Here is an 18,346-nt window from a genome sequence, read left to right on the forward strand (position 1 = left end):
CCGACACGATACTGTGTGACACACACTATCGTCCAGAGCCGATGACGGGCGACCAACAGCAGCTGCCACCGGGCCGCCGACCGCGTAGGCTCGGTGGATGGCGAAGTATTTTGACGTGCACCCGGACAATCCGCAGCGGCGCACCATCAGCACGGTGGCCGAGAGTCTCCGCTCCGGTGCGCTCGTCGCGTATCCGACGGACTCCTGTTACGCGCTGGGCTGCCAGCTGGGCAACCGCGAAGGCATCAGCCGCATCCGGTCGATCCGGAACCTCGACGATCGTCACCACTTCACCCTCGTGTGCCAGGACTTCGCCCAGCTGGGGCAGTTCGTCCACATCGACAACGACGTGTTCCGCGCGATCAAGGCGGCGACCCCTGGCAGCTACACGTTCATCCTCCCGGCGACGAAGGAGGTACCGCGTCAGCTGCTGCACCCGAAGAAGAAGACGGTCGGTGTCCGGATCCCCGATCATGTGGTCGCTCAGGCGCTGGTCGCCGAGCTGGGCGAGCCGCTCCTCTCCAGCACTCTGCTGCTCCCCGACGAGGACGAGCCGATGACACAGGGCTGGGAGATCAAGGAACGGCTCGACCATGTGGTGGACGCCGTGGTCGACTCGGGCGACTGCGGGACCGCGCCGACCACGGTCATCGACTTCTCCGACGGTGAGCCCGAGATCGTACGCCGAGGGGCGGGCGACACCGCACGATTCGAGTAGTCAGGCGTGCAAGCGGCCACCGCACCAACGCAGTTGGCGCCTGCACACGGTGGACGTGTTCACCAGGTTGCCGCCGTCACGCGGTGGCCGTGAGCGCCCCGGCCACGAGTGCGGCGGCCCTCGCCACGAGCGCGTCGTCCGCGGGCGCCTGCGCGTCGCGCTTGGTGGAGAGCACCGACAGCAGCAGCGGCGACCGACGTGGGGGCCATACGACCCCCACGTCGTTGGCGACGCCGTAATCCCCGGTCCCCGTTTTGTCCGCCAGGATCCAGTCGGCGGGCAGGCCCTTTCCGAAGCGTTCGCTGTCCGTGGTGTTCGCCGTCAGCCAGCCGGTCAGTTTCTCGCGGTGACCGGGGGTCAGTACACGGCCCACGACGAGGCGGCCGACCGTGGTCCCGATGGCACCGGGGCTGCTGGTGTCGGTGACCCGCCAGGGCTCCGCCGAGTTCAGTTCCGGCTCCCACCGGTCGAGCCGGGTCGTCCTGTCCCCGATCGAACGGCTGAAGCGGGTGACCGCTGCCGGTCCGCCGAGCTGGGTGAGCAGGAGGTTCGCCGCGGCGTTGTCGCTCTCACCGAGAGCGGCAGCGCACAGCTCGGCGACGGTCAGGCCGTTGGCGATGTTCTCCGGCTTTCCGGTGACCGGGGCGTAGCCCGACTTCTTGACGAGTGCTTCGGTGTACCGGATGCGCTTGGCCAGGAACCGGCCGTCGTGGTCGAGGTCACGCAGCACGGCCCCGACGGCCACGGCCTTGGACACCGAGCACATCGGGAAGCGTTCGTGGGCGCGGTACAGCACCGTCGCGCCCGTGGCCGTGTCGCGGGCGAACACTCCCAGCCGGGCCGCATGCTCCTTTTCGAGCGCCCTCAGCTGCGGGGAGATGTCGGCCGGCCGCCGGGAGACACCGGCGCCGGGCGATGAGGCGTAGGCCCGGCCGGCGGCGGGCGTCAGGGCGGCCAGGGCGGTACCGGCGCCGAGGGCCAGTACGGTCCGGCGGGACGGAACAGATTCGGTGGTTGATTCGGTGGTGTGCACGGTGGCCTCGTTCCTTGTCGCGTGGTCAGGAAGGTCCGGGCCGCGCCGGAGGTACCGGGCGGGCCGGATCCGCACGGCGCACAGTCAAGTCGGCGGCGCGGATCCATGTCGAATACACTCTCGACCTCAGGGCGATTCGATATGGATATCTGCGCACGTCGGAGGGCATGTTGCTGACCGAACGGCATCTGGAGATCTTTGTCGCGCTCGCGGAGGAGGAGCACTTCGGCTCCGCCGCGCTGCGCGTGGGGATCACCCAGCCGCCACTGTCCCAGGGGCTGCGGCGGCTGGAGGCCCTGCTGGGCGTCCGGCTCTTCGACCGCGACCGGGGTGTCACGCTCACCGATGAGGGGGCGCTGCTCCTGCCGCACGCCCGCCGGGCGCTGACGGCGCTCACGGAGCTGCGGGAGGCCGGGTCCCGCGAGCAGGCCGACGGCCGTCGGCTGAGACTGGGGCTGGCGCCCGAGGTGCCGGCCCGGGTCGCGGCCGCCGTGGCGGCCGCGCCCGTCCGCGCCGGCGAGCGGAGCCGGATCGCCGTGACGACGGCGCCGACCGTCACTCTGCTGTCCGAGACCGCTGCGGGGCGGCTCGACCTCGCGGTGGTCCGGCACCCGGCCGTCCTGCACGGTCTGGCGGCGGACCGGGTGGTGCTCTTCCCGACCTGGCTCCTCTCGCCCGCCGACCGGCCTGCGGGCGTCTCGGGAGCGGCCCGGCGCCTGCCCGTCGCCGTACGCCCGCGGCACGAAGCGCCCGCGGCGCACGACCTGTTCGTCGACACCCTGGCCAGCCGCGGGCGCCGGGTGGAGACCCTGGTGGTGACCGACGAGCGCGCGGGACTGGCGCTGGTCGCGGCGGGGCAGGCGGTGCTGGTCACGGCCGACGACACCCTGACGGCCGACGGCGTCGAGCGGGTCAGGGCGACCGACCCGGCGCTGCCCCTGCGGCTGCGCGTGGTGTGGGACGCGCGGCGTCCCGACTGCGAATGGACCGCACGGACCGCGCAGTTGGTGGTCGAGGCTCTGTCCCTGCAGGCGGCGAAATGACCGGGTCCCGGAGCGAGAGCGGTGTGCAGCGCACGATCCGCGGCATGTTCGCCGACGCGGGGGTCCGCGGCTGGCTGCACGTGGCCGAACTGTGGCGTCCGGATGCGCACATCGCGCTCGATCCCGGCGAGGCGGTCCCTGTCGGCTCCGTCTACAAGCTGCCGCTGATGGTCGCGTTCTGCCGGCTGGTGGACGCGGGAGCGGTCGACCCGCGCCACCGGGTCACGCTCGAAGCGTCGGACCGGATGCCCGGCCCGACCGGCATCTCCGTCCTGCGGGACCCGGTGTCCATGTCCCTGCGGGACCTGGTCGCGCTGATGATGACCATCTCCGACAACACCGCGGCCGACGCGGTGCTGCACCGGATCGGAACCGCGGCCGTCGACGAGTTGTGCCGGGACCTCGGCATGCGGGACACCACCGTGCACGGCGGGGTGGCCACCACGTTCGCGCAGTTGGTGACGGAGACCGGGGCCGATTCGCTGAGCGAGGCGCTGGAGCGCATCGCGGACAACGACACGACGGTGCCGCCGGTCGTCTACGACCCCCTGTCCAAGGCATCGGCCACACCTGCGGACATGGCCCTGCTGCTGAGGGCGATCTGGACCGGCCGGGCGGCCTCCGCCGAGAGTTGCGCGTTCATGCGTGACGTCATGGGCAAACAGCTGTGGAAGCACCGGCTCGCGTCCGGATTCCCCTACGACGACGTGACCGTGTCGGGCAAGACCGGCACGTTCGGATCGATGCGGCACGAAGCCGGAGTGATCGAACTGGCCGACGGCAGCACGTACACCGCTGTGGTGTTCACCCAGGCGGCCCGAGCCGACAGCACACTGCCGCGCGCCGACGCCGTGATCGGCGCGGCCGCCCGTATCGCGGTGGAGGAACTGCGCGGCAACGCGGGGGTGTGACGGCGCCGGTACGCACGGCCCGGCCGGACAGTACCGGCGTCCGGACGCGTCCGGACGCCGATACCGCAGCCGCCGCTCGGCGAACGGGAGATCTAGGGCGTCCGGCCTGCCACCGAACGCTGGTACGTCTCGCCCGTCATCGACTCCAGCTCCAGCTGCTTCGTCTCCGGGACCTTGCCCCGTACGAAGAAGAACGAGGCGAGGGCGAAGAAGGCGAACGTGCCGTACAGCCACGAGAGGCCGACCTGGCGGGTCATCGGCTCGAACGCGAAGGTGACGATGAAGTTGAAGATCCAGTTCGAGGCCGTGCCGATGGCCAGCGCCATCGCGCGCATCCGGTTCGGGAACATCTCGGCCAGCATGATCCACAGAATCGGGCCCCACGAGAGCGCGAAGAAGACGACGAAGGCGTTCGCACCGACCAGGGCCAGCGGCCCGTAGGGGCTGGGCAGCGACACGTTGTCTCCGCTGCCGTGCTGCTGGGAGAAGGCCACGGCGGTGAGCAGCAGTGACAGGAACATTCCGATGGAGCCGATGGTGAGCAGCCGGCGGCGGCCTACCCGGTCCACGAAGAACATGGCGACCACGGTCATCACCACATTGATCCCGGCGGTGATCACCGAGGTGGTGAACGAGCTGGACTCGCTGAATCCGACCGACTTCCAGAGGGTGGTGGAGTAGTAGAAGATCGCGTTGATGCCGACCAGCTGCTGGAACGCGGCCATGATGATGCCGACCCAGACCAGCGGGTGCAGGCCGAACCTCTTGCCGCGGATGTCGGCGAACGTACTGCGGTGCTCGTTGCCCAGGGTCTCCCGGATCTGCTCGACCTTGCCCTCGGGGTCGCTCTCGCCGGTCACCCGCTCCAGCACACCGGCCGCCTTGCGGTACTCGCCCTTCAGCACCAGGTAGCGCGGGGATTCCGGGATCAGCATGGCCAGCAGGCCGTACACCAGGGCCGGGATGACACCGACCAGGAACATCCAGCGCCAGGCCGGCATGCCGAACCAGAGGTCCTGCGAGGCGCCGCCCGCGGCGCCGGCCAACCCCTTGTTGGAGCTGAGCACCACCAGCTGACCGACGGTGATCGCCAGCTGCTGCAGGGACCCCAGGGCGCCGCGCCCCTTCGCGGGCGCCACTTCGGAGATGTACGCCGGTGCGATCACGGAGGCGACGCCGATGGCCAGACCGCCGACCACCCGCCACACCATGAGGTCGGGAACGGAGAACGCGGTCGCCGACCCCACGGAGCTGATGATGAACATCACCGCGCCCAGCACCATCACGCGCCGGCGTCCCCAGCTGTCCGCCAGCCGTCCCGCGTACCAGGCGCCGACCGCACAGCCCAGCAGAGCGATGGAGACGACGAATCCGGAGAGGAAGGAGCCGAGATGGAAATGTGAGCCCAGCGCGTCGACCGCGCCGTTGATGACGGACGAGTCGAAGCCGAAAAGAAAACCGCCGACCGCGGCGGCAATGGAGATGCCTACAGCCTTACCGCCACGTTGGGGTGCGTCTGCGAGGGGAGCCGTCTCCGCCATGAACACAATCACCTGACTGACATCGTTGTCTGCTATCGCTTCCACTCTTCGTGAAAGCGCCCTTTGCTTCGGTGTACGGAACACCTTCACGGCGCTCGCGTACCCACGCAAAATCGCGGCAGTCTCCCTGAAACCTGTGATTTCCCTCAAGGCCGGGCGGGAAGGGGACCATGACGCGGCTGTGAGATCGGTGACGAGAGGTCTTCAGGCAGTGGAGCCACGCGGGTCACTTCAGCCCGGTGGCCCCCACCCCGTGGGCAATCAGCTGCCGCAGAGCTCGGCGAACCGGCGGGCGCCGATGTTGCCGCCCGAAATGATCACGCCGACGCGCCGCGGGAGCCGGTCGACGCGGCCTGCCAGCAGGGCAGCCAGCCCGGTGGCACCGCTGGGCTCGATGACGATCTTCAGGCGTTCGAAGGCGAACCGCATGGCGTCGCGGATCTGGTCGTCGGTCACCAGGTCGATGCCGTCGACCAGCCGCTGGTTGACGGAGAAGGTCAGTTCCCCGGGGATGTCGGCCGCCTGGCCGTCGGCGATGGTGCGCGGCACCGGGATGGACACCCGCCTGCCCGCCTCCAGGGACCGCTTCGTATCGTCCCCGGCCTCCGGTTCCACGCCGGTCACCCGGATACGGTCCCGCAGCCCCTTGGCCACGGTCGCGCTGCCGGCCATCAGTCCGCCACCGCCGACCGGCACCACCAGCGCGTCGAGCTCCCCCGCCTCCTCGATGAGTTCGAGTGCGGCGGTGCCCTGCCCGGCGATGACGTGCCGGTGCTCGTACGGCGGGATGAGCGCGAGACCGCGGTCGGCGGCCAGGGCCTCACCGATGGCGACGCGGTCGCCGGTGTAGCGGTCGTACGTGACGATCTCCGCACCGTAACCGGCGGTGGCGTCCAGCTTCGACTGCGGAGTGTCCTCCGGCATCAGGATCACCGCGGTGGTGCCCAGCTCCCTCGCGGCCAGGGCGACGGCCTGCGCGTGGTTGCCCGAGGAGTACGCGGCGATGCCCTTGCCCAGTTGCTCCGGGGAGAGGCGGGAGGCCGCGTTGTAGGCGCCGCGGAACTTGAAGGCCCCGATTCGCTGGAAGTTCTCGCACTTGAGGAGTACCTCGGCGCCGACGAGCCGGTCCAGGGTGCGTGAGCGCAGCACGGGGGTGCGGTGGGCCACGCCCTTGATCCGCGCGGCGGCGTCGCGGACGTCGTCGAGGGTGACCGGCGGTGGGTTCGTCATGCGGGGGCTCCGTCTGGGCTCGCGGTATCGGGCGGGCCGTCCGGCCGGGACCCGTTGGACGTTGACATGGGCGTGGGCGCGGGGGCTCTGGCCTCGGAGAGGTAGTGGTAGGCGGAGGCGCGGGAGATGCCGAGCCGCGAGGCGACCTGCTCGACCGCGCGCCGCACGGCGAAGACTCCACGCCCGTCCAGACCGCGGAACAGCTGGACGCGCTGGGCCCGGTCCAGCTCGGCCCAGCTCTTGTTCTGCCGCAGCTGGTGGTCGTCGACGAGTGCGTCCACGACGGAGTCGATGTCGTTGCCGAAGGTCGTGGTCGGCACCCCGGCGGGGCTGCCGACGCCCGCGATGTCGCCGAGCAGGGCGTGCGCCTGACTGACGGCGGTGATGTCGAGGTTCACGCACAGGGCCCCGAACACGGTGCCCGCCGAGTCGCGCAGGACCATCGTGGAGGACTTGACCAGCTTCCCGTCCCGGGTGCGGGTGAGGTAGTTGAGCTGGTTCTCCGCCGCATCGCCGCGGCCGAGGAGGCCCATGCCGATCTCGCTCATGGCGCCGCCGACCGCGCGCCCGGTGACCGAGCCCGCGATGGCCACGACGGACTCCTCCGGATGCCGGAAGTCGTGGACCACCGCTTCACAGCAGGAGCCCAGTGTCGCGGCGATGCCGTCGACGACGGGGAGGAGCGCGGCGATGATCGCGTCCTGCTCCCCCGCCCGTTCACTGCCCGTGCCGGTGGTCCGCCTCGGCTCCGCCATCCGTCCTCCACCAGGAATCGGATCCCCGGCGGAGGCCCCGCCGAGAGTCTGGACGAACAGTCTAGTAGATGGACGGATCGTCCAGACCTCGGGTGCGGAGGTCAGGCTTTGCGGGCCACTCCCGCGTACATGTTCGTCTCGGTCTCCGGCGGTACCACGCCGTCGGCGGGCCGCCACGACGTCATCGGCACCACGCCGGGTCCGACCAGTTCGAGCCCGGTGAACAGAGCCTCCACCTCGGTCCGGGTGCGCAGGTACATGGGGATGCCGCGCTCGGTGTATTCACGTGCCAGCGCCCCGGACTCGGGTGCGAGGTCGCCGGTGGCGAGGGTGAGCGCCAGATAACTGCCCGGTACCAGCGATCCCATCAGCGTCTCGATGAGACCTTGCGCGTCCTGCACGAACTGCAGCATGGCGATCACCGTCAGGCCCACCGGCTCGTCCATATCGAGCGTCCCGCGGAGGGCGGGATCGGTGAGGAGCGTGCCCGGCTCGGTCATGTCCGCCTGGATGTAGGCGGTCCGCCCCTCGGGGGTGCTGCGCATCAGCGCGTCCGCGTGGGCGAGGACGATCGGGTCGTTGTCCACGTAGACGATCCGCGCTTCCGGAGTCTGCCGCTGGACGACCTGGTGCAGATTGGGCTCCGTCGGAATGCCCGTACCGATGTCCAGGAACTGGCGTATCCCGGCCTCCGCTGCCAGCCAGTGGGCCATCCGCCGCATGGTCGCCCGGTTCGCCAGCATGCTCGTCCGCAGCCCCGGCCAGGCACGCAGCGACGCCTCGGCAGCCACCCGGTCCACTTCGTAGTGGTCCTTACCGCCCAGGATGTAGTCGTACACCCGCGCCGAATTCGCCCGGTTGCCCCGTACGGCCACTCGGTCGTTCCGCTCGCTCATCCCTACCGCCCTTTTCGCTTCTCGGTGTCGCGCCCGGTGTGCCGCGCCCGTGAACACCCGTCCGGCCTGCGGCGAGCATAGACGCCGGAATCCGCCGGATGATCTCCCCGGAGCCCATCGCCCGTGCGGACGAACCGAGTTGGGCCCCCTCCCCCGCCGCCCGGTGTCACGGACCGGACCGGCAGGAGCCGGGCTTCTGCGGCGACGGGGCCACCGAACCTACAATGGGAAGAAGGTCACGACGGAAGGACCTCCCATGACTGAGTTGCAGGACAAGGAGTTCTACGCGCAGGACAGGCCCGAACATCCGATGCTGCCGGAGGACCGGCCGCGTGGCGGCGGCCCGAGGGCGCCGATGAAGCACCGGGGACCCTGGGTCGGCGCCGCCCTCGTCGTCGGCATCATCGTATTGATCATCGTCGGCGTGGCGCTCTTCCCGTAGAACCGGCCAGGACCGGCCGGACACGGCTGCCTGAGAGCCGCGCCGTGGACGGCCCACCGTCCGAGCGCACGGGACACCCGTGCCCCTCGTTCACGGATGCGTTCAGCTGACGCCGAACTCCCGGACAACGGCCCGGCAGAAGGCCGGAAGGTCATCCGGGTTACGGCTGGTGACCAAGGTGTTCGGGCCGCCCGTGCACACCTTGACCTCCTCGTCCACCCAACTTCCCCCGGCGTTGCGGATGTCGGTACGAAGGCTCGGCCACGATGTGAGTGTGCGGCCGCGCACGACGTCGGCCTCGATGAGGCTCCAGGGAGCGTGGCAGATCGCGGCGACCGGCTTCCCCGCGTCGAAGAAGCTCCTCACGAAGGCCACCGCCCGCTCGTCCGTCCGCAGCGCGTCGGGATTGGCCAGCCCGCCGGGGAGCACCAGAGCTCCGTAGTCCCCGGTGCGGGCGGTGTCCAGATCCACATCGACGGGGAATTCCTCCGCCCTGTCCAGGTGGTTGAAGGCCTGGATCTTCCCGGACCGCGTCGACACCAGGTGGGGTGTGCCCCCGGCCGCGGCCACCGCGGCCCAGGGATCGGTCAGTTCGACCTGCTCCACGCCCTCCGGCGCGACGAGAAACGCAACCTTCATGATGGTCGTCACCTTTCTGGTCTCGTGTGCCCGCGGCCTGTTCGCTGCCGACCGCGGGAAGACCGTCCGCCTACCCGCGTGACCGGCGAATCATCCCCACCATGAGCGCACCCGGCAGGCCGCCACGCATCCGGGAGGCCCCGCCCGCCCTCAGCCCTCCACGGCCGGCGCGAGTCGCGCCCTGATGCCGTCGAAGTGGGTACGCATCGCGGCGCAGGCCCGCGGACCATCGCCCGCCGCGACGGCCTCGACGATCTCCCGGTGCTGGGCGACCGTGACAGCCGGGTCCTGATGCCCGTCGCCGGTGTCGCCGCGCACCTGGTCGAGAGCGGCCCAGAAGGCGTCGAGCACTTCGCTGAGCAGATGGTTCCCGAGGGACCGGTACAGGACCAGGTGGAAGGCCCGGTCCGTGCTCCGGGCGATCCGTCCCCGCGCGGCCTCGCCCTCCATTTCCGTCACGATCCCCCGCAGCACCGCGAGGTCCTCGTCGGGCACCGACACCGCGACGCTGTCGATCAGCCCTGCCTCCAGCGCCTCACGCACCCGCATGAGTTCGAACAGACTCGCCTCGCCGTTGCGGTGGCGCACCGCCGCACGGAACGCCAGGCCCTCGACCAGCGGAGCCAGCGAGAGCGAGCCCACGAAGGTGCCGGCACCGCGCCGGATCTCCACGACCCGCAGGGCCTGGAGCGCCTTGAGCGCTTCCCGGACCGTGACCCGGCCGACCCCGAAGAGTCCGGTCAGCTCGGTCTCGGTGGGCAGCGGGCTGCCGGGCGACAGTCCGCGATCCAGGATCAGCCGGCGGATACGGGCTTGGACGTCCTCCGACGCCGTGCTGCGGACCACTGGGGGTTTCCTTCCTGGGACCTGCTACCGGGAGGCCTGGAACGTGACCGGGGTCACTTTGACGATTCACACCAGGTGGGGACTATTCTAACCTCAAGACATAGGACATCTGATGTCTCATGTCATGGAGAGAATCTCCAGCCCCCCACTTGCACCAGGAGTAGCCCCATGGCTCTGACCGCCCCCCTCCGCGGGGTCGTACCGCCCGTCTGCACCCCGCTCGACGCCACCGGGGAGATCGACACCGATTCGCTCTCGCGCCTGGTCGAGCACCTCATCGGCGGAGGTGTGCACGGTCTGTTCGCGCTGGGATCGACCAGCGAGGTCGCCTATCTCACCGACGCGCAGCGCGCGACGGTCCTGGAGACCGTGGTCCGGGCGACCGCCGGCCGTGTCCCGGTGCTCGCCGGTGTCATCGACACCACCACCGCCCGCGTGATCGACCACGCGCGGGTCGCGGCCCGGCTCGGCGCGGACGCGCTCGTCGCCACGGCGCCCTTCTACACACGCACGCACCCCAAGGAGATCGCCGGGCACTTCCGGCGGATCCGGGCGGGCGTCGACCTCCCGCTGTTCGCGTACGACCTTCCGGTCTCGGTGCACAGCAAGCTCTCCGCACCCCTCGTCCGCGAACTCGCCGAGGACGGCACCCTGGCCGGACTCAAGGACAGCAGCGGCGACGAGGGCGGGCTGCGCCGCCTGCTCGTCGAACTCGGCGGCCGGGACGGCCGGAGCCAGGGCCCCGTCCCCCGCTTCAGCATCCTCACCGGCTCGGAACTCACCGTCGACGCCGCCCTGCTGGCCGGTGCCGACGGCGTCGTACCCGGCATCGGCAATGTCGACCCCGCGGCCTATGTGCGGCTGTACGAGGCGGCCCGCGCCGGTGACTGGACGCTGGCCGCCAAGGAGCAGGAGCGGCTCGTCTCGCTCTTCGACATCGTGGACGTGGGCCCCGAAGGCGACATGGGGCGCAGCTCGTCGGCGCTCGGCTCCTTCAAGGGAGCTCTGCGGCTCCTCGGTGTCATCGCGTGCGGCGACACCGCGTTCCCGCAGATCCAGCTCGGCGCCGCATCCCTCGCGCTCATCGCCGAGCCGCTGCGCGCGGCCGGACTGACCCCTCCCCGATGACGACACGGACCACGCACCCGGGCCCCCCTCCGGCGACGGGTCCCGTCATCGGCCTCGACCTGGGCGGCACGAAGATCGCTGCCGCCCTGGTCGGGCCGGACGGGGCGGTGCTCGCCCGGCACACCCTGGCGACTCCGGCGACCGAGGGAGCCGGCGCCGTGCTCGACGCGCTGTGCACCGCAGCACGCGCCGTCGACCGCGGCGCGGTGGCGGTCGGTGTCGCCGCGGCCGGTGTGGTGGACCCCCTTTCGGGCACCGTCACCAGCGCGACGGACTCGATCCGAGGCTGGGCGGGCACCGCGCTGGGAACCGGCCTCGCGGACCGCACGGGCCTCCCGGTCGCCTGCGACAACGACGTACGCGCCACCGCGGGACCCGAGCTCGCCGCGACCGGCGGCGAGCATGCCTCCCTGCTGTTCGCGGCCGTCGGCACCGGGGTCGGCGGCGCACTCGCCTGCGACGGGCGGATGCTGCACGGAGCCGCGGGCATCGCGGGTCATCTCGGGCATCTGCCGAGCCCCGATGCGGACGGGCTCGACTGCACCTGCGGCGGCACCGGGCACCTCGAAGCGGTGGCGTCCGGGCCCGGCATCACCGCCCTGTACGAGCGACTCACCGGACGGGCCGCCGACCGGCTCCAGACCGTCGCCGAGCGCGCCGCGGCGGGTGACGGCGGTGCGGTACGGGCCATCACCACCGGAGCGCGGGCGATGGGCCGTGCGCTCGGCGGCCTCGCCAACGCGCTGGGCCCCGACCGGGTCGTCGTCGGCGGCGGCGTACCGGGAATCGGCCCCCTCTACTGGGACGCCCTGACCGACGCCTTCACGGGCGAGCTGATGCCGCCGCTGCGCCGGCTGCGCCCGGCGGCGCCACTGCACGGCGCCGACGCCGCCGTACTCGGCGCCGCCGCCCTCACCACCACCGTCCCCCTGCACAGACCGGGAGCCCAACCATGAGCACACCGTCCCGTACGCCGTCCAGCACACCGGCCGCAGCACTGGCCGGGGCACTCCGGGGCCGGCTCATCGTGTCCTGTCAGGCCCCTCCCGGCGACCCGATGCGGGAGACCGGCACCCTGGTCCGGCTGGCCCGGGCCGCCGCGGCGGGCGGCGCGGCAGCCGTACGTGCCAACGAGCCCGCAGTGGTGGCGGCGATCCGGGAATCCGTGGACCTCCCCCTGATCGGTCTGTGGAAGGACGGCGACACCGGTGTGTACATCACGCCGACCGTCCGGCACGCCCTGGCGCTCGTGGAGGCGGGAGCCGATGTGGTCGCCGCCGACGCGACCGCACGGCCCCGCCCCGACGGCAGCACCTTCGCCGCTCTCGCCGGGGCCGTCCACGCGGCGGGCGCCCTGGTGATGGCCGATGTCTCGACCCTCGACGAGGGCGTCGCCGCGGCGGCCGAGGGCGCGGACCTGGTGTCGACCACCCTCTCCGGGTATGTTCCCGGCTCACCGCGGCAGGAGGGGCCCGACCTCGCCCTGGTCGCCGCCCTCGCCGGCGCGGTGGACGTCCCGGTCGTCGCCGAAGGCCGTATCCGCAATCCGCACGAGGCCGCGGCCGCCCTCGCGCACGGCGCCCACAGCGTCGTCGTCGGCACCGCCATCACCGCTCCCACCGCCCTGACCGCCACGTTCGTCTCGGAACTGGCCCAGCGATAGCGCATCAGCGCCTGCCGGACGGCCCCAACGCCGAGTCCGTCCGGCATTCTGGAGGCACCGTGCACCACACCACTCAAGTTCCGCTCCCCTGGTACCGCGAGGTATCCCGCACCCAGTGGAAGTCGTTCTTCGCCGCCTGGATCGGCTATGTCCTGGACGGCTTCGACTTCGTCGTGATCACCCTGGTCCTCACCGAGATCAGTGACGACTTCCACCTGAGCACGGTGCAGGCCGCCAGCCTGGTGTCCGCCGCGTTCATCACCCGCTGGCTCGGCGGGGCCGTACTCGGCGCCCTGGGCGACCGGTACGGGCGCAAACTGTCGATGATCGTGAGCATCCTGCTCTACTCGCTCGGCACCTTCGCCTGCGGTCTGTCGTGGGACTACACCAGCCTGTTCGTCGCGCGCCTGGCGATCGGCATGGGCATGGCCGGCGAGTACAGCGCGAGCGCCACGTACGCCATGGAGAGCTGGCCCGCGCGGCTGCGCAACCGGGCGAGCGGCTTCCTGATCTCCGGCTTCTCCGTGGGTTCGGTGCTGGCGGCCCAGGCGTACAAGTGGATCGTCCCGGCCCTCGGCTGGCGCTGGATGTTCTACATCGGCCTGGTGCCGATCGTGGTCGCCCTGTGGCTGCGGCGAGCCCTGCCCGAGGCCCCCGAGTGGAGCGAGTCGGTCAAGGCGAAGACCGCCAGACCGAATCCGTTCCGTCCGCTCTTCTCCACTCCGGCCCGGGCCGCGGTCAATACGGGGCTGGTGGTCGTCGCGACCGTCGCCCTGTTCGCCGTCTTCACCCCGACCGGTGCGGGACTCGTCCCCGTCCTCTCGGTCCTGGCGGGCATCAGCCTCCTCGTCCTCGCGGTACAGCTGGGCGGGCGGCGCAGCTGGCTGCTGTACGTGTCGATGATCGTGACCGTCTTCTTCGCCTTCCTGTACACCTGGCCCATCCAGGCGCTGCTGCCGACGTACCTCAAGACCGAACTGGGCTACTCGCCGGACCAGGTCAGTGACGCCCTTTTCTTCGCCGGGTTCGGCACGATGGCCGGCTGCTGGCTGGCCGGATTCGTCGGCGACTGGATCGGTACGAGGAAGGCCTACGCGTTCACCCTGCTGGCGTCGATGGTCTTCGTGTTCCCGGTGTTCGCCGTTCGCGACAACATGCTGCTGCTCGGTGGTCTGCTGTTCGTGCTGCAGGCCCTCAGTTTCGGCATCTCCGGGCTGCTGCCGCGCTACATCGGCGGCCACTTCCCGACCGAGAGCCGTGCCGCCGCGCTCGGTTTCACCTACAACGTCGGAGCGCTGGGCGGCGCGGTGGCCCCGGTCCTGGGCGCGCATCTGGCGTCAGGCATGTCGCTGGGCCGGGCCCTCGCCGTGCTGACCTTCGCGGGCACGGTCCTGGTCGTCCTGCTGGTCGGCTTCGATGTGCCGGCCCGGCTCAACCGGCTGACCGACCCGGACGGCATCCACGACCACCTGGCCGCGGAGCTGCCCGGTGCGCCGTCCTCCCCGCTGCCCGAGCAGGAGCGGGCCCGGACCTGACCTCCGTACCCGGAACAGCACTCCGGCGGGCGGCCATCGATGGCTGCCCGCCGGAGTGCTGTTCCGGGGCGGCGGCCCGGGTGCGCGGACTCAGGTGGTGAGCAGGACGCCCGCGTAGCTCACCGACGCGACCACCCCCCAGGAGGCGAGGCCGAGCAGTGCCGTCCTGGCTCCGGAGCGGGCGAGCGACGGCAGATGGACGGCGCTGCCGAGGCCGAAGAGCGCCATGGCCAGCAGGAGCTGCTGCGCGGTGTCGGCGGCGTCGAGCAGTCCGGTGGGCAGCAGGCCCGTGCTGCGCAGGGCCGTCATCGCCAGGAAACCGATCACGAAGAGCGGCACCACCGCCGGGCGGCGGGTGCCCACCGCCTGCTCGCCGCCGGCCGCCTCGTGGGCGCGGCGCCGCCGGTGGGCCACCGCGACCCCGGCGACCAGCGGTGCGAGCATCGCCACCCGGATCAGCTTGACCATCACGGCCTCGCCGAGCGCGGTCGGGCCCGAGGTCTGCGCGGTGGCCACGACCTGGCCGACATCGTGGACGCCGGCGCCCACCCAGCGGCCGAACTGGACGTCGTCCAGGCCGAGCGGATGGTGCAGCAGCGGAAGGACCGCGATGGCGAGGGTCCCGCACAGGGTGACCAGGGCGACCGAGGTCGCCACGTCGGCCGCCAGCTTCTCGTCGTCCTCGTCCTTGCCGAGCGCTCCGCTGACGGCGCCGATCGCCGAGGCACCGCAGATGGAGTACCCGGTGGCGATCAGCAGCGGCTGGTCGCCGGGCAGGCCCAGCTTCCGGCCGAGCCACCAGGTTCCGGCGAAGGTCGCGAGCACCACACCGAGCACCATCGTCACCGTCGCCCAGCCGAGGCCGAGGACGTCGCCGATGCTGAGCTTGAGCCCGAGCAGCACGATGCCGCCCCGCATCAGCCGCTTGCCGGCCGTCGAGAGCCCGGCACGGCCCCGGCCCCGTACGAACGGATGCACCCCGGGTACGTGTGCCGCCACGACTCCGAGCACGACGGCGGCCGTCAGCATCGGCACGGCGGGCAGCAGGGCGTGCACGCCCTCGGCGAGGCCGAGTCCGACGACGGCGAGCGCGAGGCCGGGGGCGTTGCGGCGCACCGGTCCCGGTACGGACGCGCCGGCGCCCGGTGACGGCTTCGCCGACTGCCGACCGGGGGGCGGTGAGTGGGTGCGCTCCGTACTCAGTGTCATGATCACCAGCGTGTGACGGATCCCCGCGGCCCGGTAGACGCGAATCCGGCACCAGGCCATAGGGTTCCCCTATGAAGGTTTTCCTATGACGTCCGACCCGGACGAGGGGCGCGGAACGAGCGCGCCGGATCACATGTTCCGTACGGACGAGCGCCGTATGAGGGAGCACCGGTGAGTGAACGCGGCGAGACCCGGGACAGCGGGCAGCGGCCCCTGCCCGATCTGCAGTCGCTGCAACTGCTGGTCACCGTGGCGGAGACCGGAAGCCTGGGCAGGGCCGCGGCCCGGATGCTCATCAGCCAGCCGTCGGCCAGTGCGCGGATGCGCACACTGGAGCGCCACCTCGGGCTCCATCTCCTCGACCGCTCCACCGCGGGGTCCCGGCTCACCCCGGCCGGGGCGGTGGTGACCGACTGGGCCCGCGCGGTGCTCGAACAGGCCTCGGCGCTGGTCGAGGGGGCCGCGGCGCTGCGGTCGCGACAGGACAGCCGGCTGCATGTCGCGGCCAGCCTCACCATCGCGGAGGAGCTGATGCCGGGCTGGCTCGTCACCCTGCGGGACAGCGCACCGGACGCCCACGTGGGGCTGACGGTGACCAACAGCTGGGGAGTGGTCGAGGCACTGCGCCGCGGGAGCTGCGACCTGGGTTTCGTCGAGGGGCCCCGGGTCCCCGACGATCTGCACCGCTCAGCGGTGGGACGCGACCGGCTCGCCGTCGTGGTGGCGCCCGGTCACCCCTGGACGCACCGGCGCAGCGCCCTCACCGGGCGCGAACTGGCCGACACCCCGCTGCTGCTGCGGGAGGCGGGCTCCGGCACCCGGGAGACGCTGGAGCGGGCGCTGCGCCCGTACGACGGAATCGCCGTCCCGGTCCTGGAACTCGGCTCCACCGCCCCGCTGCGCAGTGCGGCAGCCCGCGGGCTGGCCCCGGCGGCACTCTCCGCCCTGGCCGTGCGCGAGGACGTGGCGTCGGGGCGGCTGGTCGAGGTCGAGGTCGATCCGTCCGTCCGGCTGCACCGGGTCCTGCACGCGGTCTGGCCCAAGGGCCGCGAACTGCCTGAGCCGGCGCTCCACCTGCTCCGGGTGGCCAAGCACCGGTAGCGCGGGCGGTGGGCTGCGGCTCAGCTGAAGTGGCGGTCGGGGCGGTCTTCCCCTCACCGCCAGGGCGCCCTTGGAGGATTCTCCATGAAGCAGCCCTCGTCGAGGTGATCCCGTTGTCGCTGCCGCCGGTAGCGGAGGTGCCTCCACGGTCCGTAGCGTCCACGGCACAGCTGTCCGGAAGGGGAACATCGGAGTGCCGCCGACGAACGGGACGATGGGCCGGTCAGCGAAGTGGTGGCGGGCAGACCCCTGTTCGGCTGCGAACCTATCGTGAGCGGGCCAGGAGGAGAGACGGCGGCGGTGCCGGTCGTCGCCCGGTTCCGCGAGCTGCTGTCGGTGATCGGCCCCTGGCTGCCGGCCGTGGCGTTCCTCGGCAGAATGCCCGCCGCGATGTGCCCGATCGGCACTCTCCTGCTGGTCGGCACGGAGACCGGCAGCATCGGGGACGCCTCGCTGGTGAGCGGGGCGCTGGCACTGGGTGAGGCAGCCGGCGGGCCGGTCGTCGGGCGGCTCGCCGACCGCCGGGGCCAGCGGACCGTCATCCTGGCCGCATCGCTGGTCAACGCGACGGCCATCCTGGCCCTCGTGACGGCGGCTGTCACCGGCCGGCCGGTGGTGCTTCAGATCGCCTTCGCCGCGGTGGTGGGGCTGACCGTCCCACAGGTCGGGCCGCTGGCACGCGGCCGCTGGCTGTCGATGGTGAGGGGGAAGCCCGGAGAGGAGCGGCTCATCGGTTCGGCGCTGTCCTTCGACGGCACCGCCGACGAGGTCTCCTTCACTCTCGGACCCGCGGTGACGGGCGTCCTGGCCGCCCTTGTGGCACCGGCGCCCGCCCTGGTGCTGGCCGCGGTGCTCGTCGGGGTCTGCGGCACCCTCTTCGCCGTCCACCCCTCGGCTCCGGCGGGCAGTGGCCCGCCCGCCGGCGGCCGGGGGCACGCCCCGCTGATGTCGCCCGCGCTGGCCCTCCTGATGTGCAGCATGTCCATGCAGGGCCTGCTCTTCGGCTCGGTGCAGGCCGGAGTGTCGGCAACGGCCACTCACCTCGGCAGCCCGGGTGCGGCGGGGCTGCTCTACGCCCTGTTGGGTGGGGTCAGCGCCCTGGCGGGGGTCGCGACCGCCGCCCTGCCCGCCCGGATCGGGCTGCCCCTGCGCCTTCGCCTGGCGACCGCGGCCATGCTCGCGACCTCGCTGCCGCTGCTGCCGGCGGACTCCATCGGCTCCCTCGCCCTCGCGGTGCCGCTGGTGGGCGCGGCCATCGCCCCGCACATCATCACCGTGTTCGGTCTCACCGAGCGGATCGTCGCCCGCGAACGGATCGGCGAGGCCATGGCCCTGCTGGTGAGCAGTGTTCTGGTGGCGCAGTCCGTGGGCGTGATGGTCGCTGGCCGCCTGGCGGACGCCTACGGTCCGGGTGCGCCGTCCGTCGTCAGCTGCGCGGCGACGGCGACGGCAGCCCTCGTAGCGGCGGCGACCGCGACGAGCGGACGGTACCCGCCCGCGGCGCCGGCTCTCCCCGTACCGCACCGCACCGGCCCGCCGGCTGCCTCGCCGCCGGCCCGCCCAGGGCGCTGACCGCTCGCGCGTACCCGCGTACCCGCGTGACCGCGGAGCCGATCCGGGAGCGGTTCAGCGGTACGGGGAACACACCGATTCGGC

At 71.8% G+C, this 18,346-nt stretch carries 18 protein-coding genes; 10 read left to right on the plus strand and 8 right to left on the minus strand.

Annotated elements, in window-relative coordinates:
• Positions 1-97: 97 nt before the first annotated feature.
• A complete protein-coding gene (locus tag OG285_RS01700; protein WP_371789926.1) occupies positions 98-718 on the plus strand; it encodes an L-threonylcarbamoyladenylate synthase in 621 nt (206 codons plus the stop codon).
• Between the two features lie 76 nt (positions 719-794).
• Here the strand turns inward: OG285_RS01700 and bla are convergent, their stop codons facing one another.
• Positions 795-1,751, minus strand: coding sequence for a class A beta-lactamase (gene bla / locus OG285_RS01705; RefSeq protein WP_371789927.1), 957 nt, complete (start codon positions 1,749-1,751; stop codon positions 795-797).
• 167 nt (positions 1,752-1,918) lie between these two features.
• On the opposite strand from bla, the gene OG285_RS01710 reads away from it, so the two are divergent.
• Complete coding sequence (locus OG285_RS01710; protein ID WP_371789928.1) at positions 1,919-2,794, plus strand: LysR family transcriptional regulator; 876 nt, start codon at positions 1,919-1,921, stop codon at positions 2,792-2,794.
• Positions 2,791-3,705: a serine hydrolase gene (locus OG285_RS01715; protein WP_371789929.1), complete on the plus strand. Its 915-nt coding sequence runs from the start codon at positions 2,791-2,793 to the stop codon at positions 3,703-3,705. Before OG285_RS01710 ends, OG285_RS01715 begins: the two co-directional genes overlap by 4 nt.
• 92 nt (positions 3,706-3,797) lie before the next feature.
• Here OG285_RS01715 and OG285_RS01720 read toward each other — a convergent pair whose 3' ends face one another.
• From OG285_RS01720 to OG285_RS01735, 4 genes are all read right to left on the minus strand, one after another.
• Complete coding sequence (locus tag OG285_RS01720) at positions 3,798-5,246, minus strand: sugar porter family MFS transporter (RefSeq protein WP_356835334.1); 1,449 nt, start codon at positions 5,244-5,246, stop codon at positions 3,798-3,800.
• A gap of 261 nt (positions 5,247-5,507) precedes the next feature.
• Complete coding sequence (locus OG285_RS01725) at positions 5,508-6,476, minus strand: pyridoxal-phosphate dependent enzyme (RefSeq protein ID WP_371789930.1); 969 nt, start codon at positions 6,474-6,476, stop codon at positions 5,508-5,510.
• Positions 6,473-7,231 carry a transcriptional regulator gene (locus tag OG285_RS01730; RefSeq protein WP_371789931.1) on the minus strand — a complete coding sequence of 253 codons (759 nt, stop codon included), beginning with the start codon at positions 7,229-7,231 and terminating at the stop codon, positions 6,473-6,475. The genes OG285_RS01725 and OG285_RS01730 overlap by 4 nt, the downstream gene beginning before the upstream one ends.
• Before the next feature lie 101 nt (positions 7,232-7,332).
• A complete protein-coding gene (locus OG285_RS01735) occupies positions 7,333-8,127 on the minus strand; it encodes an SAM-dependent methyltransferase (protein ID WP_371789932.1) in 795 nt (264 codons plus the stop codon).
• 256 nt (positions 8,128-8,383) lie between these two features.
• Here OG285_RS01735 and OG285_RS01740 point away from each other — a divergent pair, with 256 nt between their 5' ends.
• Positions 8,384-8,569, plus strand: coding sequence for a hypothetical protein (locus tag OG285_RS01740; RefSeq protein WP_356835326.1), 186 nt, complete (start codon positions 8,384-8,386; stop codon positions 8,567-8,569).
• A 102-nt stretch (positions 8,570-8,671) separates the two neighbouring features.
• Here OG285_RS01740 and OG285_RS01745 read toward each other — a convergent pair whose 3' ends face one another.
• The gene (locus tag OG285_RS01745) at positions 8,672-9,208 is read right to left on the minus strand and encodes a type 1 glutamine amidotransferase domain-containing protein (RefSeq protein ID WP_356835324.1); all 537 of its coding nucleotides are present in this window, start codon (positions 9,206-9,208) and stop codon (positions 8,672-8,674) included.
• A 150-nt stretch (positions 9,209-9,358) separates the two neighbouring features.
• The gene (locus tag OG285_RS01750) at positions 9,359-10,054 is read right to left on the minus strand and encodes a FadR/GntR family transcriptional regulator (protein ID WP_356835322.1); all 696 of its coding nucleotides are present in this window, start codon (positions 10,052-10,054) and stop codon (positions 9,359-9,361) included.
• Between the two features lie 168 nt (positions 10,055-10,222).
• On the opposite strand from OG285_RS01750, the gene OG285_RS01755 reads away from it, so the two are divergent.
• From OG285_RS01755 to OG285_RS01770, 4 genes are read left to right on the plus strand one after another with little or no spacing between them, the layout of a single operon-like run.
• The gene (locus OG285_RS01755) at positions 10,223-11,182 is read left to right on the plus strand and encodes a dihydrodipicolinate synthase family protein (protein WP_371789933.1); all 960 of its coding nucleotides are present in this window, start codon (positions 10,223-10,225) and stop codon (positions 11,180-11,182) included.
• Positions 11,179-12,138, plus strand: coding sequence for an ROK family protein (locus OG285_RS01760; protein ID WP_371789934.1), 960 nt, complete (start codon positions 11,179-11,181; stop codon positions 12,136-12,138). The genes OG285_RS01755 and OG285_RS01760 overlap by 4 nt, the downstream gene beginning before the upstream one ends.
• On the plus strand, positions 12,135-12,845 hold the full coding sequence (locus tag OG285_RS01765; protein ID WP_371789935.1) for a putative N-acetylmannosamine-6-phosphate 2-epimerase: 711 nt from the start codon (positions 12,135-12,137) through the stop codon (positions 12,843-12,845). Before OG285_RS01760 ends, OG285_RS01765 begins: the two co-directional genes overlap by 4 nt.
• Before the next feature lie 59 nt (positions 12,846-12,904).
• Complete coding sequence (locus OG285_RS01770; protein ID WP_356835314.1) at positions 12,905-14,380, plus strand: sialate:H+ symport family MFS transporter; 1,476 nt, start codon at positions 12,905-12,907, stop codon at positions 14,378-14,380.
• A gap of 90 nt (positions 14,381-14,470) precedes the next feature.
• On the opposite strand, the gene OG285_RS01775 is transcribed toward OG285_RS01770, so the two are convergent.
• Complete coding sequence (locus OG285_RS01775; protein WP_371789936.1) at positions 14,471-15,589, minus strand: YeiH family protein; 1,119 nt, start codon at positions 15,587-15,589, stop codon at positions 14,471-14,473.
• 171 nt (positions 15,590-15,760) lie between these two features.
• Between OG285_RS01775 and OG285_RS01780 the strand changes: the two genes are divergently transcribed.
• Together OG285_RS01780 and OG285_RS01785 are read left to right on the plus strand one after the other, a co-directional pair.
• Complete coding sequence (locus OG285_RS01780; protein WP_356835309.1) at positions 15,761-16,690, plus strand: LysR substrate-binding domain-containing protein; 930 nt, start codon at positions 15,761-15,763, stop codon at positions 16,688-16,690.
• A 270-nt stretch (positions 16,691-16,960) separates the two neighbouring features.
• On the plus strand, positions 16,961-18,262 hold the full coding sequence (locus OG285_RS01785; protein ID WP_371789937.1) for an MFS transporter: 1,302 nt from the start codon (positions 16,961-16,963) through the stop codon (positions 18,260-18,262).
• The last annotated feature ends 84 nt before the right edge of the window (positions 18,263-18,346 follow it).

It is taken from the genome of Streptomyces sp. NBC_01471 (assembly GCF_041438865.1).
GTDB lineage: Bacteria > Actinomycetota > Actinomycetes > Streptomycetales > Streptomycetaceae > Streptomyces.